Below are 22,308 nucleotides of genomic sequence, written 5' to 3'. Positions count from 1 at the left end.
ACCTCACTCTTTCGGGACTAGAACGTGACCATTGACTGGATCTGCAAACACCATAACGACCTGGGCAAAGAGCAACTTTACGCGGTGCTGGAATTACGTTCGGAAGTGTTCGTCGTCGAACAGAAATGCGCATACCAGGACGTTGACGGGCAAGACTTGTCAGGCGACACCCTGCATTTGATGGGCTGGCAGGACGATCAGTTGGTTGCCTATGCCCGCCTGTTAGATCCCGAGTCCCAGGGTGGCGATGTGGTGATTGGCCGAGTGATCATCGCGCCTCAGGCACGTGACCAAAAGCTCGGCCATACGCTGATCAGCAAGGCCCTGGAAAATGCTGAAGAGTACTGGCCCGGGCAGCCCATCTTCTTGTCCGCCCAAACCCACCTGCAGAACTTTTATGCTCAACACGGCTTCCGTGCCGAGGGTGACACCTTTCTCGAAGATGGCATTCCCCATATCGGCATGCGTTTGGGCTGAGGCCTGTCAGGGGTAGCCCAGCACCTGCCTGATCTGCACCAGGTGCTGATCGACCCAGTGTTTGTCGACCGGGCCCCAGCTGAGAATCCGATAGCGTCCGGCGTGGTTACGGGCGCCATCTTGCTGCTCGAACTCGCACACGATATCCAGGTCAGCCAGCGCAGCGATGGTGTCCTGCGCGGTGCGCCGTGGCATGCCGGTCAGCTCCGTCAATGCCGGGACGCTGCTGGCCGTCTGACTGTCAATCAACCAAGCCACGTACAGACGCCGATAAAAACTGCTTTTGGTTTTGCTGACTTCCATTCAGAACTCCATTCAAGTGGTACTCGCGACCTGCAGTGGCTACAGCGCTTTGGGCTTGCCTTGCATATCACGCCATGTGAGGTAAACCCGCAGATCAAACTCCAGCTGGTGGTACCCCGGCAACATGTACTCGCACAGTTTGTAAAACGCCTTGTTGTGATCTGACTCTTTGAGGTGCGCCAGCTCATGGACCACGATCATTTTTAAAAACTCGGGGGCCGCGTCCTTGAACAAGGACGCAACGCGCAGTTCTTTCTTGGCCTTGAGCTTGCCGCCCTGCACGCGAGAAATGGTGGTATGCAGGCCCAGCGCCCGGTGCGTCAGATCGAGTCGATTGTCGAACAGCACCTTGTCGAAGGACGGCGCATTGCGCAGGTATTCCTGCTTGAGCTCAAGCGCGTAGGCATACAGGGCCTTGTCACTCTGCACCGCATGACGCTGTGGGTATCGTTCATTCAGGTAACTGCCCAACTGGTCACGCTCGATCAGTTGGCGCACCTGATCCTGTAACGTCTGGGGATAAGCCTGAAGGTATTTGAGAGCAGTCATGGGGCGCCAACGCACAGCGTAAAAGTGCACCAGTGTAGCGAATTCAGCCCAGTCGTGGGCCCTGGCATTTGCCCGATACCAGTACACGCCGGTCCGGCCCGGTGGGGTGAAAGTCAGATACTTATGCTGATAAGAGAAGGACGCTTCCGAGAAAATGCTTTCGCCCCAAGCACGGGTTGCAGCGTTGAAAGCCACGGCGCTATCTTCTTGAGTTCCCCTGCCCCCTGCCTTGAATGCTGATTGCTCTGGAAAAGACATGAAAAAAAAGATGCCGGATGATCCCAAGCCAACACGCCTCAAGCGCGACGATCACCAACATGACGAAACAACCCGGCATCTCCTCGAAACACTGCGCACAACGTCCATTCCTGTCGACCACCTCAAGCCCACCCGGGCACGCCAGGTGAATCCGCAATCACCTTTTACCGTGCGCAACGACGTGCCCGCATTGTCAGCCCTGCAGCACGTGTCGATGCTGCTCAAGAGCGCCGAAGAGGTGTCGGACGAAATCACCGAAATGGCCAGCGGCGTAGAGCGCGGGCTGGTCTGGTCATTGGTGCACTCCGTCGAAATGGCACGCTCGCTGGTGGATGCGCTGCTCAAGGGCAACGGCATCGATCCGGAGCAAATGCCTTCGGGGCACAACTGACCTCGCAGGGGCTGCCAGCCACCCACAAAAAAGCCCGCATCGCTGCGGGCTTTTTTCGTACGCCTCAGGGCTTAGTTGACCTTGGCGTTCAGCTCACCCTTCAAGTAGCGCTGGTACATGGCTTCGAGGGAGACCGGTTTGATCTTCGAAGCGTTACCGGCGGTGCCGAAGGCTTCGTAACGCGCAATGCACACGTCACGCATGGCAGTCACGGTCGCCGCGAAGAATTTGCGCGGGTCGAACTCGCTCGGGTGGGTAGCCATCATGCGACGCATGGCGCCGGTCGATGCCAGACGCAGGTCGGTGTCAATGTTGACCTTGCGCACGCCGTGCTTGATGCCTTCAACGATTTCTTCGACCGGCACACCGTAGGTTTCTTTGATGTCGCCGCCGAACTCATTGATGATTGCCAGCCACTCTTGTGGAACCGACGACGAACCGTGCATCACCAGGTGAGTGTTGGGAATGCGTTTGTGGATCTCTTTGATGCGGTCGATGGCCAACACGTCGCCGGTAGGCGGCTTGGTGAACTTGTACGCGCCGTGGGAGGTACCGATAGCGATGGCCAGGGCATCCACTTGAGTACGCTTCACGAAGTCAGCGGCTTCTTCAGGATCGGTCAGCATTTGGCTGTGATCCAGCACGCCTTCTGCGCCGATGCCGTCTTCTTCACCGGCCATACCGGTTTCCAGGGAACCCAGGCAGCCCAGCTCGCCTTCAACCGACACACCGCACGCATGCGCCAGCGCAACCGTCTGCTGAGTGACACGAACGTTGTAGTCGTAGTCGGTTGGGGTTTTGCCGTCTTCGCCCAGCGAGCCGTCCATCATCACCGAGCTGAAGCCCAGTTGAATCGAGCGCTGGCAGACGTCAGGGCTGGTGCCGTGGTCCTGGTGCATGCACACCGGGATATGCGGGAATTCTTCGATGGCCGCCAGGATCAGGTGACGCAGAAACGGTGCACCTGCGTATTTACGCGCACCGGCCGAAGCCTGAACGATCACCGGGGAGTCAGTCTTGTCAGCGGCTTCCATAATGGCGCGCATCTGCTCAAGGTTGTTTACGTTGAAGGCTGGAACGCCGTAGCCGAATTCGGCGGCGTGGTCCAACATCTGGCGCATGCTGATAAGTGCCATTGTGAGTCTCTCTCCCGGACGAGGGTCGTTAATCGTGCAAGCCTGCCGTAGCGGCGGCTGCTATTCAAGTTATTGCAGATCGGGGGCTTGCCCCCGAAATGCGGATTCTGTCTGGCTGAAACGTTACAGCATCAGCCCTGGCTACTCGCTCTCTTGCAGGAGCGAGTTCAGGGACAGCCGCGCTCTTTCGCGGGCTGGGGTGACTCGTACTTCTCCAGCGCTTCAGGCCCTGAACGTTTATTGACCAGCGGCACACTCTGCGCCTGCCAGTCTGCCTGGTAGCAACCGCTCTCTTCGGGGGTGGCTGCTTCGGGCGTCGACTCGCTCGAGCCGGCGCAACCGGCCAAAAAGCCCGCAATCATCAACAGCGGTAACAACTTGACCATGTCCATGCTTCCTTTCAGGGCCTGAAACACCTTCAGGCTTTGGCGCGGCTTTCCAGGATTTCCACCGCTGGCAATACCTTGCCCTCGACGAACTCAAGGAACGCACCACCGCCGGTGGAGATGTAAGAAATTTGATCCGCAATACCGTACTTGTCGATAGCGGCCAGCGTATCGCCACCGCCAGCAATGGAGAACGCTGCGCTTTCGGCGATAGCGTTGGCCAGGGTTTTGGTGCCTTGGCCAAACTGATCGAACTCAAATACGCCGACCGGGCCATTCCACAGAATAGTCCTGGATGACTTCAACAGCTCGGCGAAATGTGCAGCTGTTTGTGGACCGATGTCCAGAATCATGTCGTCTTCAGCAACGTCAGCAATCAGCTTGACGGTTGCCACTGCGCTTTCAGCAAATTCCTTGGCCACCACGACATCTGTCGGCAGCGGTACGTTGACCTTGGCCGCGATCGCCCGTGCGGTGTCCAGCAGGTCAGGTTCGTACAGCGACTTGCCCACCGGATGACCGGCTGCGGCCAGGAACGTGTTGGCAATCCCGCCGCCCACGATCAGCAGGTCGCAGATCTGGCTCAGGCTGTTGAGGACTTCGAGCTTGGTCGACACCTTGGAGCCAGCAACAATCGCCGCCATGGGTTTGGCCGGAGCCCCCAGTGCCTTGCCCAGCGCTGCCAGTTCGGCGGCCAGCAACGGGCCTGCTGCGGCAACTTTGGCGAACTTGGCTACGCCGTGGGTCGAACCTTCGGCGCGGTGAGCGGTACCGAAAGCGTCCATCACAAACACGTCGCACAGGTCAGCGTACTGGCGGGCCAGTTCGTCGGCGTTTTTCTTCTCGCCCTTGTTGAAGCGTACGTTTTCGAACAACACGACGTCACCCGCGTTGACATCAACGCCGTTCAGGTAATCGCTGACCAGCGGTACATCGCGGCCCAAGGCCTTGCTCAGGTACTCAGCGACAGGCTTGAGGCTGTTTTCAGGGGAGAATTCGCCCTCGGTCGGACGTCCCAGGTGCGAGCAGATCATAACCGCCGCGCCTTTTTCCAACGCCAGCTTGATGGTCGGCAGCGAGGCAAGGATGCGCGCATCGCTGGTGACTACACCGTCCTTGACTGGGACGTTGAGGTCTTCGCGGATCAGTACGCGCTTACCTTGCAGATCGAGGTCGGTCATCTTCAACACGGTCATGGGTCGCAGTTCCTGAGTTTCTAATGTTAGAGAACGGATTTGGGGTGAGTAACGTGCAGATAGTGCTGTGCCACATCGATCATTCGATTGGCAAAGCCCCATTCGTTGTCGAACCAGGCCAGCAGGTTTACCAGCCGGGGGCCGGAAACGCGGGTCTGGCTGGCATCAACAATTGCCGAATGCGGGTCATGGTTAAAATCACAACTGGCGTGCGGCAGCTCTGTGTAGGCCAACAAGCCTTTGAGCGGGCCGCTGGTGGCGGCCTCGCGCAGAACGCGGTTGACCTCCACGGCATCGGTGTCGCGCGCCGTAACCAACGTAATATCGAGGCACGACACGTTCAGCGTCGGCACTCGAACAGCTTTGGCTTGAATCCGCCCGGCAAGTTCCGGCAACAATCGCTCGATGCCTTTCGCCAGACCTGTGGACACCGGTATTACCGACTGGAACGCCGAGCGGGTACGGCGAAGGTCTTCGTGGTGATAAGCGTCAATCACCGGCTGATCGTTCATTGCCGAGTGAATGGTGGTAATCGATACGTACTCCAGGCCGAACGCCTCATCCAGCAGGCGTAACAGCGGCACACCGCAGTTGGTGGTGCAGGAGGCATTGGACACCAGGCGCTCTTCACCGGTCAGGCTCTGCTGGTTAACGCCGTACACGATGGTGGCATCGACATCTGCCTCGTTGGCCATCGGCTGCGAAAACAACACGCGGGGAGCCCCGGCATCAAGGAAGCGCTGGCCATCTGCCCGGGTGTTGTAGACGCCGGAACACTCCAGCACCAGATCAACGCCCAATGCGGCCCAGTCGATTCCTTCAGGGGTGGCACTGCGGAACACCTTCACACAGTCGCCATTGATATGCAGGCAGTCGCCTTCGATCCGAATCTCGCCCGGAAACCGGCCGTGGGTGGAGTCGAAGCGCGTCAAATATTCGAGACTGGCCATGTCGGCCAAATCATTGAGTGCAACAATTTCAAACCCGGCAGCTGCTCCTCGCTCAAACAACGCACGCAAGACGCAACGACCAATCCGGCCATAACCGTTGAGTGCAACTTTGTAAGGGCGCGTTTGGGGCATGAGGTTCTCTTATCAGTGCAAGCAGTAAATGCAAAACCCTGGAGCCGCAGCCGCAGGCTGCGACGGGTTACGCAGCGGCCCTCACGAAAGCGAAGGTGCTGCGGCCTTTGTCGCAGCCTGCGGCAGCGGCTACAAGGAGCTTGCTTTAGTCTTCCAGCAGCTCTTCAGCCTGACCCAGGATGTTTTCCAGGGTGAAACCGAACTCTTCGAACAAGGCAGGCGCAGGCGCCGACTCGCCGTAGGTGGTCATGCCGATGACGCGGCCTTCCAGGCCCACGTACTTGTACCAGTAGTCAGCGTGCGATGCTTCGATAGCGATACGGGCGCTTACTTGCAACGGCAGAACCGATTGCTTGTAGCCAGCATCCTGAGCTTCATACACGCTGGTGCATGGCATCGAAACCACGCGTACCTTGCGGCCCTGCTCGGTCAGCTTGTCGTAAGCCTGTACCGCCAGGCCCACTTCGGAACCGGCCGAAATCAGGATCAGCTCCGGCTCGCCTGCACAGTCCCTGAGCACATAGCCACCACGGTTGATGTCGGCGATTTGCGCGGCATCACGGGTCTGGTGGTTCAGGTTCTGGCGCGAGAAGATCAACGCGGACGGGCCGTCATTGCGCTCCAGGGCGTACTTCCAGGCCGCTGCGGATTCCACCGCGTCAGCCGGACGCCAGGTGTCCAGGTTCGGTGTGGTACGCAGGCTGGTCAATTGCTCGACTGGCTGGTGCGTCGGACCGTCTTCGCCCAGACCGATGGAGTCGTGGGTGAACACGTAGATCACGCGCTGCTTCATCAGGGCCGACATGCGGATGGCATTACGGGCATATTCCATGAACATCAGGAAGGTGGCGCCGTAAGGCACCAGTGCGCCGTGCAGGGCAACACCGTTCATGATGGCGCTCATGCCGAACTCACGTACGCCGTAGTACATGTAGTTGCCGCTGGCATCTTCAGCGCTGACACCCTTGCAGCCTTTCCACAGGGTCAGGTTGGAACCGGCCAGGTCAGCCGAGCCGCCGAGCAGTTCCGGCAACAGAGGGCCGAAAGCGTTGAGGGCATTCTGGCTGGCTTTACGGCTGGCGATGGTCTCGCCTTTGGCAGCGACTTCAGCGATGTAGGCATTGGCCTTGGCATCGAAGTCAGCTGGCAGCTTGCCGCTCAAGCGACGGGACAGCTCAGCCGCCAGCTCAGGGAATTCGGCAGCGTAGGCCGCGAAACGCTGATCCCACTCGGACTCAACGGCAGCACCGGCTTGCTTGGCATCCCATTCGGCATAGATATCAGCCGGGACTTCAAACGGACCGTGGCTCCAGTTCAGGGTCTGGCGGGTCAGGGCGATTTCCTCTGCGCCCAGTGGGGCACCGTGGCAATCTTCTTTGCCCTGCTTGTTCGGCGAACCGAAACCGATGGTGGTTTTGCAGCAGATCAGCGTTGGCTGTTCGCTCTTGCGGGCGGTTTCGATCGCGGTTTTGATTTCTTCCGGGTCGTGGCCGTCAACGTTGCGGATCACTTGCCAGTTGTAGGCTTCGAAACGCTTCGGCGTGTCATCGGTGAACCAGCCTTCAACTTCGCCATCGATGGAGATGCCGTTGTCGTCGTAGAACGCGATCAACTTGCCCAGGCCCAAAGTGCCGGCCAGCGAGCTGACTTCGTGGGAAATGCCTTCCATCATGCAACCATCACCCAGGAACACGTAGGTGTGGTGGTCGACAACGTTATGCCCGGGACGGTTGAACTGCGCGCCCAGTACTTTTTCTGCCAGGGCAAAACCCACCGCGTTGGCCAGGCCCTGACCCAACGGGCCAGTGGTGGTTTCAACGCCCGGCGTGTAGCCCAGTTCCGGGTGACCCGGGGTGCGGCTGTGCAACTGGCGGAAGTTTTTCAGGTCGTCGATTGACAGGTCGTAGCCGGTCAGGTGCAACAGCGAGTAGATCAGCATCGAGCCGTGACCATTGGACAGCACGAAGCGGTCGCGGTCGGCGAAAGACGGGTTGCTCGGGTTGTGTTTCAGATAATCGCGCCACAGTACTTCGGCGATATCTGCCATACCCATAGGGGCACCGGGATGGCCGCTGTTGGCTTTTTGCACGGCATCCATGCTGAGTGCACGAATGGCGTTGGCACGCTCACGACGGCTGGGCATCGCTGTTCTCCTGAATGTGATAAAAACGCATTTGATTAAAACGGAACGGAAAAAAGGCGAGTATTTTCCCTCAGGCAACGCCCTCGGGGCAATGACAGATAGTCACTTGTGGCGTTTTTCCTGTGCTTAACCGTTCAACCTACCGAGGAATAGGACAGGCTTTTCGTCAATACAATCATCCGGCCCGACAAACGCACCACTTATCGAGCAATATCAAAAAGTTTTGATATTGAACTTGCTAGGTCTGGAGCGGGTAACTAGACTGCGGCCCCATGAACCTGCGCGCGCCTATTATCAGCCACGACGATTGCGACGATCTCTCCGCCCTGTGCAAGGCCGGGGGCGATCCGCTGCGACTGAACGTTCTGCGTACGCTGGCGAATGATTCGTTTGGTGTACTGGAGCTGGCGCAAATCTTTGCCATCGGCCAATCCGGCATGAGCCATCACCTCAAGGTGCTGGCCCAGGCGCAGCTGGTAGCGACACGACGCGAAGGCAATGCGATTTTTTATCGCCGCGCACTGCCCCGCACCGAACGATTGGGCGGAAAATTGCACGCAGCGCTGCTGGAAGAGGTCGATAACCTGGCCTTGCCCGTCGACGTGCAGGTACGTATCGCTGCCGTACACGGGCAACGCGCAGCAGCCAGCCAGGACTTTTTCTCGCGCGTAGCCGAGAAGTTCCGCGCTCAACAGGATTTGATCGCCGGCCTGGTGCAATATCGGGACAGCGTTTTGGCGCTGCTCGACAAACTGAGCTTCAATTCAGCGGCCACAGCACTGGAAGTTGGTCCTGGCGATGGCAGCTTTTTGCCCGATCTGGCCCGCCGCTTTCATCAGGTCACGGCACTGGACAACAGCCCGGCAATGCTTGAGCTGGCTCGCCAGCTGTGTGAGCGAGAGTCACTGAACAATGTCAGCCTGATCCTGGCCGACGCCTTACACGATGCACAGATCCAGGCCGATTGCGTGGTATTGAACATGGTCCTGCACCATTTCGCTGCGCCGGCCGAAGCACTCAAGCAACTGGCCACCTTGCTGCAACCTGGCGCCAGCCTGCTGATAACAGAGTTATGTAGTCATAATCAGGCGTGGGCCCGTGAAGCTTGCGGTGATCTGTGGCTTGGTTTTGAACAAGATGATCTGGCCCGTTGGGCCACCGCTGCGGGACTCGTTCCCGGGGAAAGCCTCTATGTAGGCTTACGTAATGGTTTCCAGATTCAGGTCCGCCACTTTCAGCGGCCAGCTGGCGACACTCACCATCGGTAATTATTAGGAAACCGTCGAGATGAGCGAATACTCCCTTTTCACCTCCGAGTCCGTGTCTGAAGGGCATCCGGACAAAATCGCCGACCAGATTTCTGACGCGGTGCTGGACGCCATCATTGCTGAAGACAAGTTCGCCCGTGTGGCGTGCGAGACTCTGGTGAAAACTGGCGTAGCGATCATCGCCGGCGAAGTCACCACTTCGGCCTGGGTTGACCTGGAGCAGATCGTTCGTGACGTGATCACTGACATCGGTTACACCAGCTCCAACGTCGGCTTTGACGGCGCGACCTGCGGCGTGATGAACATCATCGGCAAGCAATCCCCCGACATCAACCAGGGTGTTGACCGTGCCAAGCCTGAAGATCAGGGCGCCGGCGACCAGGGCCTGATGTTCGGCTACGCCAGCAACGAAACCGACGTGCTCATGCCTGCGCCGATCACCTACTCTCACCAGTTGGTACAGCGCCAGGCCGAAGCCCGCAAATCCGGCCTGCTGCCTTGGCTGCGCCCGGATGCCAAGTCCCAGGTAACCTGCCGTTACGAAGGTGGCAAGGTTGTCGCTATCGACGCCATCGTACTGTCGACCCAGCACAACCCTGAAGTCTCCTACAAAGACTTGCGCGAAGGCGTGATGGAACTGATCGTCAAGCACGTGCTGCCGGCTGAACTGCTGCACAAAGACACCCAGTTCCACATCAACCCGACTGGTCAGTTCATCATCGGTGGCCCGGTTGGCGACTGCGGCCTGACCGGTCGCAAGATCATCGTTGACACCTACGGCGGCATGGCCCGTCACGGCGGTGGCGCGTTCTCGGGTAAAGATCCATCCAAGGTTGACCGCTCGGCGGCCTACGCCGGCCGCTACGTGGCTAAAAACATCGTGGCTGCCGGGTTGGCTGAGCGTTGCGAGATCCAGGTTTCCTACGCAATCGGTGTCGCTCAACCGACTTCGATTTCGTTGAACACCTTCGGCACTGGCAAAATCTCTGACGACAAAATCATCAAGCTGGTGCGTGACGTGTTCGACCTGCGTCCATACGCAATCACCACCATGCTCGACCTGCTGCACCCGATGTACCAGGAAACTGCAGCCTACGGTCACTTCGGCCGCACGCCACAGACCAAAACGGTTGGCAACGATACCTTCACCACGTTCACGTGGGAGCGTACCGACCGCGCTGATGACCTGCGCGCAGCTGCCGGCATCTAAGCAAGCCTGTTACATCCCAAGGCCCCGGACAGGCAACTGTCCGGGGCCTTTTGTTTTTCGCCATGGTCAGGCGGGCTCCTGTGCCTCGAAACACCCCGCAAACCACTGCGCACCCAGCGTGGGCATCCTCCACTAGCCTTAAGCATTCATGCCGGGCAAGGACGCTCACGATGCTGGCCACCTTCCGTTTCGCAGGCGGGTTACTGCTCGCCTTTTTCACATTCGACACTCACGCCGACACCTGCCCCGACTGGCCGGCGCCAAAGGTTGCCCAACAGACCAGCGCACTGCGCCAGCAGCTACAAGTGTGGGACGACAGTTATCACCGCGAAGGTGTTTCCCTGGTCAGCGACGCGGTTTACGACCGCTCGCGTGCACGCCTGGAACACTGGCAACGCTGCTTTGCCCTGCCAGACCTTGCCACCGATAACCCATTGCATACAGCTGGTGGCACCGCGCCCCATCCCGTTGCGCACACGGGTCTGAGCAAGCTGCCTGATGAGACCGCGGTCAAAGCATGGATCACAGGACGGCAAGGGCTGTGGATTCAACCCAAGGTCGATGGCGTGGCCATCACGCTGGTCTATCGCCAGGGCCGATTGCAGCGTGTGATCAGCCGTGGTGATGGTCTGCACGGTCAAGACTGGACCCGCTCCGCACAGGCCATCGAGGCCATTCCTCAACACCTGCCGCACGCCGTGGATATCGTGCTGCAAGGTGAGCTGTACTGGCGCCTGCCCGGTCATGTCCAGGCCAGATCCGGCAGCCTCAATGCCCGTAGCACGGTCGCAGGCTTGATGGCGCGCCAGCAGTTAACGCTTGAGCAAGGTCAGGGCATCGGCCTGTTTGTCTGGGACTGGCCCGACGGCCGCGGCACGTTCGAAGAGCGGCTGCAGCACCTGGGCAGTTTGGGTTTCGTCGACAGCACGGCCTACAGTCAGGCCATTGAACACGTCGAGCAGGCCCGATCCTGGCGCGCGCACTGGTATGACAGCCCCTTGCCGTTTGCCAGTGATGGCGTGGTGATGCGTCAAAGTCAGCGGCCAGCCGCCACGCGCTGGCGACCCTCGCCACCCAACTGGGCGGCTGCGTGGAAGTACCCACATGCTCAGGCCGTCAGTGAAGTGCGCAAGGTCACGTTCAAGGTGGGTCGCACCGGGCGCATCACGCCGATGCTGGAGCTGGAGCCCGTACGTCTTGATGATCGCCAGATCAAACGCATCAGTGCCGGGTCCTTGCAGCGCTGGCAATCCCTGGACATCCGCCCCGGAGACCACGTCGCCATCAGCCTCGCGGGCATGACCATCCCGCGACTGGACAGCGTGGTCATGCGTGCCGATGAACGGGTTGAAATACACGTGCCGACACCCAATCACTTTCATCACCTGAGCTGCTGGCAACCGGTAGCAGGTTGTGAAAGCCAGTTTTTGGCCCGCCTGAACTGGCTCAGCGGTAAACAAGGGCTGGCCCTGCCATTTGTCGGGCCCGGCACCTGGAACAGCCTGGTCCAGAGCGGGCAAATCAACAACCTGTTCGATTGGTTGACCCTGGATGCTGCACAGCTTGCTAACATTGACGGCTTCGGTGAACGCAACAGCACGCGTTTGCTCGCAAGTTTGCGCGGTGCCCGGCAACAACCGTTTGCGCGCTGGGTGAAAGCACTTGGCCTTCCACCCACGGGGGATGTGCCTCTGGGGGTCTCATGGCAAGCGCTGGTCGCACGGGATTCCGGCACATGGCTGGCACAGCCGGGGATTGGTCCACGACGCGCGGCACAATTGACGGCCTTCTTGCGAGACCCGAATGTTCAGGCGTTAAGTGAAATATTAAGCGCTGCCGGAATTGACGGTTTCGATTAACCGCCCCAAGCCTGCAGCATTGCCCGGGGCGCACAGCGCGTACCGGTTTTTAAATCGTGTTTATTGTCATTTTTTGTCATGGAGCTCTTTATGAAACTTCTTTCACCGCTCGCCCTGTTTACTGTTTGTGGTCTGCTCGCTGCCCCGCTGATGGCCGCCAATCAAGCACCAGAATTGACCGGCTGTGAGGCTAAAAAACACGCCATCAGCCAGGAACTCGAACAAGCCCGCGCCCATGGCAACAGCAACCAGGTGGCCGGACTGGAAAAAGCCCTGAGTGAAGTGACCGCTCATTGCACCGACTCGGGTCTGAAGAAAGAACGCGAAAACAAGGTGCTGGAAGCCAAGCACGAAGTCAGCCAGCGTCAGGCCGACCTGGACAAAGCCATGAAAAAAGGCGATCCGGAAAAAATCGACAAGCGCAAAAACAAGCTGGCTGAATCGCGCAAAGAGCTGCAAGAAGCGCTGGATCAACTGGATAAATAACGACACTGTCCCACTGGAGCGGGCTTGCCCGCTCTCGATGGGTGCAGCCCTCAGTGGTTGCGGAATTCCTTGTGACACGCGCTGCAGGTGTCTTCGACTTTCTTGACCGCGGGCATCAGATTGCTGACCTTGTAGGGCTGAACCTGACTGACGACCACCAGTTCACCGGTGGCCGCTTCGAGCTGACGTGCCAATGCCTGAAAACGCGCCTGTTTTTGCCAGACATCGTCGGTCGCATTGGTTTGATCAGACTCCTTGACCTGCGAAAAATGCTTCCAGGGCTCATGAGAAAGCGCATCAAGCTGGGTCGCACCCGCGGTAAAACGCGGGCCGTCGAAAGGAATGCGGCCACGCAACATGCCACCCAGGTCTTCGCTGGTCTTTAGCATTTGCTTGAAAATCGCTTTACGCTGGCCTTGCGGCGAGTCGGGATCAACCCCGCCACACGCTGACAGCATCAGGCAGGCCAGCACTACAACAGTCAATCGTTTAACAATCATGGTGGCTTCACGTCACGGAATCGGCCGCCAGTATCCTCGTGTCACCTGCAAAGACCAATAGCCCTATTGAATATACGGGTTGCCTGGACAGTCATCCGCTTCCGGCAAACTCTGAAGGAACATCGCTGATGAGTAGATTTTTCAAACCTCTGGCCTGGGCCCTGCCCGTCGTGATGCTACTGGCCGGTTGCAATGGTACCGACAAGGAAACAGACAAGGACGCCGCACAACCCGAACCCCATACGACTTACAGCAAAGCTGATTGGGGAGCACTGCCGGAAGTGACGGGCAGTGACCTTCAAGGCGGCTTTGCGTCGTGGCGCAGCGCCTGCACCCGCCTCAAGGCTGATCAGAACTGGGGGCCCGTTTGCAGTGATGCCGCCAGTTTGCCCGCCAGCCCGAGCGTCGAACAGATCAGTAGCTTCCTGCAAACCCATCTCGATGTGTACAGCCTGCGCTCGGCACAAGGCAGCAGCGACGGTTTGATCACCGGTTATTACGAGCCGGTCTACCCTGGCAGCCTGACCCGGACCAAAGCCGCCAACGTCCCCATCTACGGCATACCCGCCGACTTGATCGTGGTGAATCTGGACAGCCTTTACCCCGAACTCAAGGGCAAGCGCCTGCGTGGACGCCTTGAAGGTCGCGTGATCAAACCCTACGACACGGCTGAAACCATCAACAGCAAAGGCCTGGATGCCCCGGTGCTGGCGTGGCTGACCGACCCGATGGACCTGCAGTTCCTGCAAATCCAGGGGTCGGGCCGCGTGCAACTCGATAATGGTCGGCAGTTGCGCATTGGTTACGCTGACCAGAACGGTCATCCCTACAAACCCATTGGCCGCTGGCTGGTTGAACAGGGCGAGTTGAAAAAGGAAGACGTGACCATGGGCACCATCCATGCCTGGGCCATGACTCATCCTGAGCGGGTACACGAGATGCTGGCAAGCAACCCCAGCTATGTGTTTTTCACCCAGAATCCTGACAGCAACGAAGGGCCTCGCGGCTCGCTTAACGTGCCACTGACGCCTGGCTATAGCGTGGCCGTTGATCGCAAGGTGATCCCGCTGGGCAGCCTGTTGTGGTTATCGACCACCCAACCGGATGGCCAACCCATCGTGCGACCGGTAGCAGCCCAGGACACGGGCGGTGCCATTGCGGGCGAAGTGCGTGCCGACTTCTTCGTCGGCACCGGCCCCGAGGCGGGCCAATTGGCCGGTGACATGAAGCAGACAGGCAGTATCTGGCTGTTGTGGCCCAAAGGCGCAGTGTTGCCTCAATAACGCCAACCCGCTACGGCCTTTGTCGATACCGTCTTTTGCCCGGACGGTATCGGCGGACATCCTGTAGCTGCTTGCTCTTGAAGCCCCTTTGGCCTTTTCGCAGCCTTCGGCAGCGGCTACAAAACCTCAATCAGTCGGCGATTAAAGCGACACAAAAAAGAAGCTGACGACCAGCCCCATACCGGCAAACCAGATAATGGAGCGCAATATGGCCCAATCGGCCAGGTAGCAAATGATGTACAGCATGCGGCTGGTGATAAACAGCACTGCCAGCACATCAATGGTCACGGGATCTGCATTGCCCACGATGTCGGCAATGATCACCGCCGCGGCAAAGGCCGGGTTCACTTCAAAGCTGTTGAGCTGGGCGCTGTGGGCACGTTTGGCAAACCCTTGCAGGCCGTCGAGAAACGTCCGCGGGTCATGATTCTGTCTGGCCCCGAACTTGCCGTCGCTGAACTTGGCAAAGACGGTGCACACATAGGTCAGGCAGAAGGCAATCAGTACGCACCAGAAAGCTACGGTCATTGGAGTTTCCTTTTTAGAGTTTCATCACGAGCATGCCGATCAGCACCAGCCCACAAGCTAAGAGCCTTGGCCCGCCAAAAGGTTCTTTGAGGTAGCGCATCCCGAACAGCACCACCAAAATCACACTGACTTCCCGCAGGGCCGCCGCCTCGGCAATCGAGCCCAACTGCATGGCCCACAACACCAGCGCATAGCTGGCCAATACGCAAACACCCACCGCCAGGCCCAGCCGCCACTGCGTACGCCAAAACAGCGTGAACGCAGCGCGTTTGCGAGTGACTGCCAGCAACGGAAACGGCCAGGCACTGACCAGCGTCAGCCAGACCAGATAATCCAGCGGATGCGACCAGCGACGTATCGCCTGACCGTCCAGGAAGGTATAGCAGCCGATGCACAGCCCAATCAGGGCGACCACCGGCAGCATTGACCATGGCAGGCGATCCCCGCCACCGCCCTGCCACAGCAGACACGCCATCCCGCACGGGATCAACAGAATGCCAATGATTTGCTGCCCGCTGAGCACCTCTCCGGCAAATGTCAGTGTCAGCGCCAGCACCACCAGCGGCGACAGCCCGCGCATCAAGGGATATACCAAGCCTAAATCGCCGACCCGATACGCCCGGATCAACAGCACTCGATATAGCAGTTCGAACAACGCCGAGGCCAGAATCCACGGCCAGATCTCCGCCGGCGGGAATGAGACGAACCCCACCAGCGCGGCCACAACCAACAGCGCTACCGTGTCCATGCAGGCGATCACCAGCAACCGCTCGCCGCTGAACTTGATCAGGGTATTCCAGACCGCATGCAACACTGCCGCGACCAACACCAACGCCGTTGCCAGCACCACGACCTCCTTGTTTTTATGAGTTCTGCCCGGGGGTTCAGACCGCACGTGTCGACGCTGTTTATACTGCAAACGCTCCCGACTTACTCGATTGCGGTGGCTCTCCCCGCCAAAATAGTCCGCCCGGGTCGGTACACAACCTGTCACCCGGCAGGCGTCATACGGTTAATGGAAGAGCGTGCCCTTTTGCCGCTGGACTGCATCCAACTCTGACCCGATCTGATCGGGCGTCCTTTCACCTTCGCCACCACAGGATCCCGGATGCTTGAGCTTGTAGCCGCGTTTATTTGCCTAACCTCACTGCTTACCTACGTGAACTTCCGCTTTATCGGCCTGCCGCCGACGATTGGCGTGATGGTCACAGCGCTTATGTTTTCCCTGCTGTTGCAAGGCTTGAGTTTTCTCGGTTATCCGGGCCTCGAAGACCGTGTGCAACAGCTGATCGGCCAAATCGACTTTGGCGATCTCTTGATGAACTGGATGCTCTCATTCCTGCTGTTTGCCGGTGCCTTGCACGTAAACTTCAACGACGTACGCAGCTATCGCTGGCCCATTGGCCTGCTGGCGACCGTCGGCGTGCTGATCGCAACCACTGTGATCGGCAGCCTGGCGTACTGGATTTTCGGTCTGTTCGGCTGGCATATCAGCTTCCTGTACTGCCTGCTGTTCGGCGCCTTGATCTCGCCCACCGACCCGATCGCCGTACTCGGTGTATTGCGTACCGCCAATGCCTCGAAGCCGCTGAAAACCACCATTGTTGGCGAGTCACTGTTCAATGACGGCACTGCCGTTGTGGTGTTCACCGTGCTGCTAGGCATCGTGCAACTGGGCGAAACGCCAAGCATCAGTGCCACAGCCATGCTGTTTGCCCACGAAGCCATTGGCGGCGTGGTGTTCGGTGGGCTGATCGGTTATCTGGTGTACCGAATGATCAAAAGCATCGAGCAATACCAGATCGAAGTCATGTTGACCCTGGCCCTGGTCATCGGTGGTTCGGCCATGGCCAGTGAGCTGCATGTCTCGGCGCCGATTGCGATGGTGGTCGCCGGCCTGATCATCGGTAACCTGGGGCGCAACAAGGCCATGAACGAGATGACCCGTCGTTACCTGGACGGTTTCTGGGAGTTGCTGGATGACATGCTCAATGCGCTGCTGTTTGCGCTGATCGGCATGGAGCTGTTGTTGCTGCCGTTCTCCTGGCTGCACTTGCTGGCCGCGAGCGTACTGGCGCTGGCCATTTTGCTGTCGCGCCTGCTCACCGTGGCCCCGGCCATTGTCTTGCTGCGCCGCTGGCGTACCGTGCCACGCGGCACGATCCGCATTCTGACCTGGGGCGGGTTGCGAGGCGGCGTTTCGGTCGCTCTGGCACTGGCCTTGCCGCTGGGCCCTGAGCGCGACCTGATCCTGAGCATCACCTACATCGTGGTCCTGTCGTCGATTCTGTTCCAGGGGCTGACCATCGGCAAACTGGTCGGGCACGTCACCAAGGACTCGCCAGCGTTGGCCGAGGCCGATCACGCGCATTAAGCTGCCACGCTGACCGATTAATACCCCTCGATTCCCTCTCCGACCTGGAGAGGGAATCTCTCCCGCCAATACCACATTTCAAATAACTCTCAAGTCTTTGACTACACTCAGCGTCGATTGGACCTGAAGCGTTCTTTGCGCCTGCCTGTTTGATCGCCCCTGACAACACAACATGTATGAATGGAAAGGAGAAAGGGATGAGCACTGCTGCTTCTGCCCCCCCAGGACGCCACCTCGGCGCTTACATCGTGATCATCACCGCTGCCATTGCCTTGTGTATCACGGCCTGGCGGTTTTTTACTCCGCTGTCGGGCATCACAGACTCCGGAGGCGCCATGGTAACGATGCTTGCCGAGTGCGCGATAATTGTTCTCGGCCTCATCCTGATCAAGATCCATCCCGGAGGTTTGAGAGGTTTTATGCTGCTGTTGTGCTGGCTGGGTGTGCTCGGGACACTTTTTGCCGCGCTACTGCTGCACGGCTGGTGGACGGCTGCAGTGCTGGTGGTGTGCGCCGTGGGTGTCGTCATTGAAACGTTTGGCGGCAAGCCAACAAGGAGCGCGTGATATGAGCGGAATCAAAAAGCATCTTTTGACAGCACCCATGATTTGCATACTCGGGGGACTTTCAACCGCAAACGCAGACACTTCATACACGGTTCCGGCACCCATTCTGGCGCAGTCCAGCATCTCTGCCGAAAACGCCAAACTGCCCTTGCCCAACGGTAAAGAGTGGGACAGTTTTCACGGGCAACTGAGCTCACAGAAATACTCGCCCCTGAATCAGATCAACAAAGACAACGTCGGTCATCTGACCAAGGTCTGGGAATATTTCACCGGGGACATGTCGACTGGTGCAGGCAAAACCCCACCTTCGGTCTGGTCTGCCACGCCTATTTTTGCCAATGACACGCTGTACGTCGGCACGCCGTTTTACCGGATCATTGCTCTGGAACCCGAGACCGGCAAAGAAAAATGGAGCTTTGACACCAAGTCGCCGTTAGAGGCACTGACTCAACCCGCCTTGAAGTCTCGCGGCGTGGCCTATTGGCAGGAAAAAAACCCGCAACCCGGCGTTGCCTGCCAGAAAGTGGTCTACCTGGGGACGATGTCTGCCGAGTTGTTTGCGGTCGATGCCGACACAGGCAAGCGTTGCGAAGGCTTTGGCAAAAATGGCGTCGTCGATGTCAATCAATGGAATACCCTCAACGCCAAGTGGCCTTTGTCAGTCCTGCAACCGCCAACCGTGATCGGCGACAAGTTGATCGTCGGCTGGGCCGGCAAGGATTGGGAGTATGAAGTCGAGTCGCCCGGGTCGCTGTTTGCCTTGAACGCCCGCACCGGTGAGCTGGAATGGGAGTTCAAGCCGATTCCGGATGAGGAAGCCAAAAAAACCGGTACCGCCAATATCTGGACAGCAATGTCCTATGACCCGGCGCTGGGACTGTTGTACATCCCGGTCTCTTCACCTTCGCCGAACTACTGGGGCGGCAATCGGACCCAGCCGATCCCATTGGGTACTTCAACAACCGCTCTGGATATCAATACGGGCAAGGTCGTCTGGTCTCGTCAGTGGGTTCACCATGATGTGTGGGACTACGACATCAACTCCGCCCCGACGCTGATGGATATCACCGTTGATGGCAAACCAGTGGCCGCGCTGGTGCAAGCCACCAAAATGGGCTTTCTGTTCACCGTCGATCGTCGAACCGGCGAAGACGTGTGGCCGATTGAGGAGCGCCCGGTACCCCAAGGCGATGTGGCTGGCGAGGTCTACTCCCCGACCCAACCGTTCCCGACCAAACCTGCGCCATTGATGGACCAATCGAAAAAGCCGGCCATCTGGAAAATCGCCGATATCGTCGGCTTCGGTCAGTGCTCGAAAATGTGGGATGACCTGGAATACAACGGCATGTACACGCCGCCCTCCACCAAGGGCGCCGGGGCACTGGCCTATCCGGACAGTGCCGGTGGTGTGCAATGGGGCGGGGTCGCGTTTGACCCGGTCAGTCAGGTCGCCGTGGTGAATACCTCGCACGTGGTGCAAATGATCAAGCTCTGGGATCGTGCGTCCTACGATAAACAACCCAAAGCCGCGGGCAACGAGAACGGGTTCTACCCGCAACTCGGCTCACCGTTTGGCATGTCGCTGCTGAATGCCCAGAACTGGGCTGGCATGCCGTGCTGGGCACCGCCTTTTGGTGAGATCGTCGCACTCGACATGCGTACCGGGGATGTGAAATGGCGTCGCCCGATGGGTGCCGTGCAGCAGTATGGCTGGTACATGCCTGAAAGCATGGGCTCGCCAACAATCGGCGGGCCAGCGGTGACCGCAGGTGGCGTGGTGTTCATTGGCGCATCCATGGACTCCAAGGTCCGCGCCTATGCCCTGGACAGTGGTGATGAGCTGTGGTCCGACATCGTCATGGCGCCTGCAGTGGCCAACCCCGCCGTGTATGAATACAAAGGCCGGCAATATGTGGCGTTTGTCGCAGGCGGTAACTCGATCCTGAAGAACCAGGTGGGTGATCAAGTCGTGGTGTACGCATTGCCCAAGTGATGTAACCACCCTTCATTGCCGCTGCTGCAAGATGCAGCGGCAATGAAATCAACTGTCCAGTCGCTGCAGCTGTTCGCAGGCCCTGTCAGCGAACAGCTGCAGCAACCCTTCAAGGGTATGGGGCGGCGGTTCATCAGCGCGGGTCAATGCGTAGAGGGTGATGGGCAATGCCGGCGACAACGGACGGATGATCGTACTGGCCCGTGAAGCGCCCAGAGCGGTAAACGGGTCGATCACCGCAAGACCGGCCCCCGACTCCACCATCGCGCGAGCCAGCGAATACGTCTGTACGGCAATGCTGATCCGCGGCGGCGGCTCTACGGCCTGCAGATAACTTTCCAGCCTGGCAAACAGCGGGTCTGCACTGCTCAGGCCAATCAGCGGCGCATTGGCCAACTGATGCAACGCCAACGGTTGCCCCTCTTCCTCATCCGGCCAATAACCCCGTGGTGCCAACGCGACCAGCACGCCGTGGGCCAACGCCTGAGCCTTGAGCCCCGGATGATCAGGCCGCTTGAAGGTCAATGCCACGTCCAGCTCGCGCATCAGCAGGTTTTGCACCAACTCACGGCTATGGGCACTGGCCAGCTCACAGCGGATGTCAGGGTAGCGTTGCGTCCATTCATTGATCACCGGCGGCAACAACGACAGCGCCAGCGCAGGCGTACTGCCAATGCGTAGCCGATGCCCCGGCTCACGGCGCAAACTTTGCGCCAGACGCTGCACGCCTTGCAGACTCTCCGTCACCTTGTCGACTTCACGTTCAAGCAACAGGGCCTCAGGGGTCGGTTGGAGTTTGCCGCGTACCCGTAAAAACAGTGGAAAGCCCAATTGCAGCTCCGCATGTTGCAGCACCTTGCTCACGGCTGGCTGCGACACATGCAGCAACTGGGCGGCCGCACTCACGGAGCCGGTTTGACGAATAGCCTGAAAGATCTCGATATGACGCAAGCGCATGAGGGTAGTCCATAACCTGTGTTTATGGGTAAGCCATCTTTATTCATTGTTCGTCGCCTGTCACCTGCCCCTACCCTGAGTCCCGCACAACTTTGGGAAAAGACGGATATGGGACAGCGGGTTTGCATCATCGGCGGAGGTGTTATTGGTCTGGCGACAGCGTATGCACTGGTGCGCGATGGCTTTGAGGTAAGTGTGATCGAAGCCCAACCCACCCTCGGCAGCCAGACCAGCTTCGCCAATGGCGGCCAACTGTCGTATCGCTATGTGGCACCGCTGGCCGATGCCGGAGTGCCGTGGCAAGCCATGGGCTGGATGCTGCGCGGGGACTCGCCGCTCAAATTGCGTCCCCGCATGGACCCGGCGCAATGGCGCTGGCTGGCGTCTTTCATGGCCGCCTGCCGAGGTTCGGTGAATCAGCGCAACGGTGCTCACTTGCTGCGCCTGGCCTTACTCAGCCAGGCCACCTTGCAGCAATGGCGCGAAGAAGATCAGCTGGAGGGATTCGACTGGCGGCGCAACGGCAAGCTGGTGGCATTCCGCGATCCGAAACACTTCGCCAAGGCCCGGCAAAGAGTGGCCAACAGTTCGTTCCAGCAGGCGTTATCTGCCAGCGAGTGCACCACCCTGGAGCCCGGCCTGCACGGTTCGGCGTTTGTCGGCGGCATCTACACACCGGATGAAGAAGTCGGCGATTGCCACGCTTTTTGCCAGCAATTGCTGGCCCGCCTTAAAGCATCAGGGCGCTGTACCTTTTTGCTGGGCAAGACCGTGACCCGCATTCATCACGCCAATGGCGCGGTCCATGCCGTGGAGATGGGCAATGAGCTGTTGCCGGTCGATCAACTGGTCCTGGCCGCCGGGCATAACAGCCCGGCCCTGAACCTGCCCGGGCTGAGTCTGCCGCTGTACCCGCTCAAGGGTTATAGCCTGACCTTACCATTGGCAGACTCGGGCAAAGCCCCGCAAGTGAGCATCACCGACTACGATCGCAAGATCGTCTACGCCCGTATCGGTGAGCAATTGCGCGTGGCCGCAATGGTGGACATCGTCGGTTTCGACTCGGCACTCGACCCCAAGCGGCTGAACCAAATGCGCCAGCTGGCACAAGGCACATTCCCCGAAGCCGGCAATTATCAAGAGGCCATCGAATGGGCTGGCATGCGTCCTGCTACACCAAGCGGCGTGCCCATCCTCGGTGCCAGCGGCTATCGCAACCTGTGGCTCAATCTGGGCCACGGAGCATTGGGATTCACCCTTGCCAGCGGCAGCGGGCGTTTGTTGAGCGACCTGATTTCACACCGTAAAACCGCCATCGACATGCAGGGCCTGGCGCCCCATGCCGCTTGAGTGTGCCCCTTCA

The 22,308-nt window shown here is 59.0% G+C and carries 22 protein-coding genes; 11 read left to right on the top strand and 11 right to left on the bottom strand.

Going from position 1 to position 22,308, the window contains the following annotated elements:
- Positions 1-24: 24 nt before the first annotated feature.
- Positions 25-477 carry a GNAT family N-acetyltransferase gene (locus DQN55_RS01730; RefSeq protein ID WP_048380918.1) on the top strand — a complete coding sequence of 151 codons (453 nt, stop codon included), beginning with the start codon at positions 25-27 and terminating at the stop codon, positions 475-477.
- A gap of 6 nt (positions 478-483) precedes the next feature.
- Here the strand turns inward: DQN55_RS01730 and DQN55_RS01725 are convergent, their stop codons facing one another.
- The gene (locus DQN55_RS01725) at positions 484-780 is read right to left on the bottom strand and encodes a winged helix-turn-helix domain-containing protein (protein WP_048380919.1); all 297 of its coding nucleotides are present in this window, start codon (positions 778-780) and stop codon (positions 484-486) included.
- Between the two features lie 39 nt (positions 781-819).
- Entirely contained in the window at positions 820-1,329 is a 510-nt protein-coding gene (locus tag DQN55_RS01720; protein ID WP_048381693.1) for a M48 family metallopeptidase, read from the bottom strand.
- Positions 1,330-1,585: 256 nt separating this feature from the next.
- Between DQN55_RS01720 and DQN55_RS01715 the strand changes: the two genes are divergently transcribed.
- Entirely contained in the window at positions 1,586-1,978 is a 393-nt protein-coding gene (locus DQN55_RS01715; RefSeq protein ID WP_048380921.1) for a DUF3077 domain-containing protein, read from the top strand.
- Positions 1,979-2,049: 71 nt separating this feature from the next.
- On the opposite strand, the gene fba is transcribed toward DQN55_RS01715, so the two are convergent.
- From fba to tkt, 5 genes are all read right to left on the bottom strand, one after another.
- Entirely contained in the window at positions 2,050-3,114 is a 1,065-nt protein-coding gene (gene fba / locus DQN55_RS01710) for a class II fructose-bisphosphate aldolase (protein ID WP_048380923.1), read from the bottom strand.
- A 167-nt stretch (positions 3,115-3,281) separates the two neighbouring features.
- Positions 3,282-3,500, bottom strand: coding sequence for a lipoprotein (locus tag DQN55_RS01705; RefSeq protein ID WP_048380924.1), 219 nt, complete (start codon positions 3,498-3,500; stop codon positions 3,282-3,284).
- Positions 3,501-3,532: 32 nt separating this feature from the next.
- Positions 3,533-4,696, bottom strand: coding sequence for a phosphoglycerate kinase (locus DQN55_RS01700; RefSeq protein WP_048380926.1), 1,164 nt, complete (start codon positions 4,694-4,696; stop codon positions 3,533-3,535).
- A gap of 26 nt (positions 4,697-4,722) precedes the next feature.
- Positions 4,723-5,778 (bottom strand): erythrose-4-phosphate dehydrogenase, encoded by a 1,056-nt coding sequence (epd, locus tag DQN55_RS01695; RefSeq protein ID WP_048380928.1) that lies wholly within the window; start codon positions 5,776-5,778, stop codon positions 4,723-4,725.
- 145 nt (positions 5,779-5,923) lie between these two features.
- Entirely contained in the window at positions 5,924-7,921 is a 1,998-nt protein-coding gene (gene tkt, locus DQN55_RS01690) for a transketolase (RefSeq protein ID WP_048380931.1), read from the bottom strand.
- A 272-nt stretch (positions 7,922-8,193) separates the two neighbouring features.
- Here tkt and DQN55_RS01685 point away from each other — a divergent pair, with 272 nt between their 5' ends.
- The 4 genes from DQN55_RS01685 to DQN55_RS01670 all read left to right on the top strand — a co-directional run bounded on the left by DQN55_RS01685 (position 8,194) and on the right by DQN55_RS01670 (position 12,744).
- Complete coding sequence (locus tag DQN55_RS01685) at positions 8,194-9,189, top strand: ArsR/SmtB family transcription factor (protein ID WP_048380933.1); 996 nt, start codon at positions 8,194-8,196, stop codon at positions 9,187-9,189.
- A 19-nt stretch (positions 9,190-9,208) separates the two neighbouring features.
- On the top strand, positions 9,209-10,399 hold the full coding sequence (gene metK, locus DQN55_RS01680; RefSeq protein WP_048380935.1) for a methionine adenosyltransferase: 1,191 nt from the start codon (positions 9,209-9,211) through the stop codon (positions 10,397-10,399).
- Between the two features lie 170 nt (positions 10,400-10,569).
- The gene (gene ligB, locus DQN55_RS01675; RefSeq protein ID WP_048380937.1) at positions 10,570-12,258 is read left to right on the top strand and encodes an NAD-dependent DNA ligase LigB; all 1,689 of its coding nucleotides are present in this window, start codon (positions 10,570-10,572) and stop codon (positions 12,256-12,258) included.
- Positions 12,259-12,348: 90 nt separating this feature from the next.
- Positions 12,349-12,744: a DUF1090 domain-containing protein gene (locus tag DQN55_RS01670; RefSeq protein WP_048380938.1), complete on the top strand. Its 396-nt coding sequence runs from the start codon at positions 12,349-12,351 to the stop codon at positions 12,742-12,744.
- Positions 12,745-12,794: 50 nt separating this feature from the next.
- On the opposite strand, the gene DQN55_RS01665 is transcribed toward DQN55_RS01670, so the two are convergent.
- Positions 12,795-13,244, bottom strand: a complete 450-nt coding sequence (locus DQN55_RS01665) for a c-type cytochrome (protein WP_048380941.1) — start codon at positions 13,242-13,244, stop codon at positions 12,795-12,797.
- A gap of 128 nt (positions 13,245-13,372) precedes the next feature.
- On the opposite strand from DQN55_RS01665, the gene mltA reads away from it, so the two are divergent.
- Complete coding sequence (mltA, locus tag DQN55_RS01660) at positions 13,373-14,527, top strand: murein transglycosylase A (protein WP_048380943.1); 1,155 nt, start codon at positions 13,373-13,375, stop codon at positions 14,525-14,527.
- 141 nt (positions 14,528-14,668) lie between these two features.
- On the opposite strand, the gene DQN55_RS01655 is transcribed toward mltA, so the two are convergent.
- Both DQN55_RS01655 and DQN55_RS01650 read right to left on the bottom strand, forming a co-directional pair.
- Positions 14,669-15,055, bottom strand: coding sequence for an MAPEG family protein (locus DQN55_RS01655; protein ID WP_048380944.1), 387 nt, complete (start codon positions 15,053-15,055; stop codon positions 14,669-14,671).
- Positions 15,056-15,068: 13 nt separating this feature from the next.
- Positions 15,069-15,902: a DMT family transporter gene (locus DQN55_RS01650; protein WP_048380946.1), complete on the bottom strand. Its 834-nt coding sequence runs from the start codon at positions 15,900-15,902 to the stop codon at positions 15,069-15,071.
- Between the two features lie 261 nt (positions 15,903-16,163).
- Between DQN55_RS01650 and DQN55_RS01645 the strand changes: the two genes are divergently transcribed.
- The 3 genes from DQN55_RS01645 (at position 16,164) to DQN55_RS01635 (ending at position 19,988) form a co-directional block, all read left to right on the top strand.
- Positions 16,164-17,429 (top strand): cation:proton antiporter, encoded by a 1,266-nt coding sequence (locus DQN55_RS01645; RefSeq protein ID WP_048380948.1) that lies wholly within the window; start codon positions 16,164-16,166, stop codon positions 17,427-17,429.
- Positions 17,430-17,626: 197 nt separating this feature from the next.
- A complete protein-coding gene (locus DQN55_RS01640) occupies positions 17,627-17,995 on the top strand; it encodes a hypothetical protein (protein ID WP_048380950.1) in 369 nt (122 codons plus the stop codon).
- A gap of 1 nt (position 17,996) precedes the next feature.
- The gene (locus DQN55_RS01635) at positions 17,997-19,988 is read left to right on the top strand and encodes a pyrroloquinoline quinone-dependent dehydrogenase (protein ID WP_048380951.1); all 1,992 of its coding nucleotides are present in this window, start codon (positions 17,997-17,999) and stop codon (positions 19,986-19,988) included.
- A 48-nt stretch (positions 19,989-20,036) separates the two neighbouring features.
- Here the strand turns inward: DQN55_RS01635 and DQN55_RS01630 are convergent, their stop codons facing one another.
- The gene (locus tag DQN55_RS01630; RefSeq protein WP_048380953.1) at positions 20,037-20,945 is read right to left on the bottom strand and encodes a LysR family transcriptional regulator; all 909 of its coding nucleotides are present in this window, start codon (positions 20,943-20,945) and stop codon (positions 20,037-20,039) included.
- Between the two features lie 108 nt (positions 20,946-21,053).
- On the opposite strand from DQN55_RS01630, the gene DQN55_RS01625 reads away from it, so the two are divergent.
- Positions 21,054-22,295, top strand: a complete 1,242-nt coding sequence (locus tag DQN55_RS01625; RefSeq protein ID WP_048380955.1) for a D-amino acid dehydrogenase — start codon at positions 21,054-21,056, stop codon at positions 22,293-22,295.
- Positions 22,296-22,308: the final 13 nt, after the last annotated feature.

The sequence above is a fragment of the Pseudomonas taetrolens genome, from assembly GCF_900475285.1.
GTDB classification, from domain to species: Bacteria; Pseudomonadota; Gammaproteobacteria; order Pseudomonadales; family Pseudomonadaceae; genus Aquipseudomonas; species Aquipseudomonas taetrolens.
Note: the sequence above shows the minus strand (reverse complement) of the source record. Positions and strands in the feature narration are given on the sequence as shown.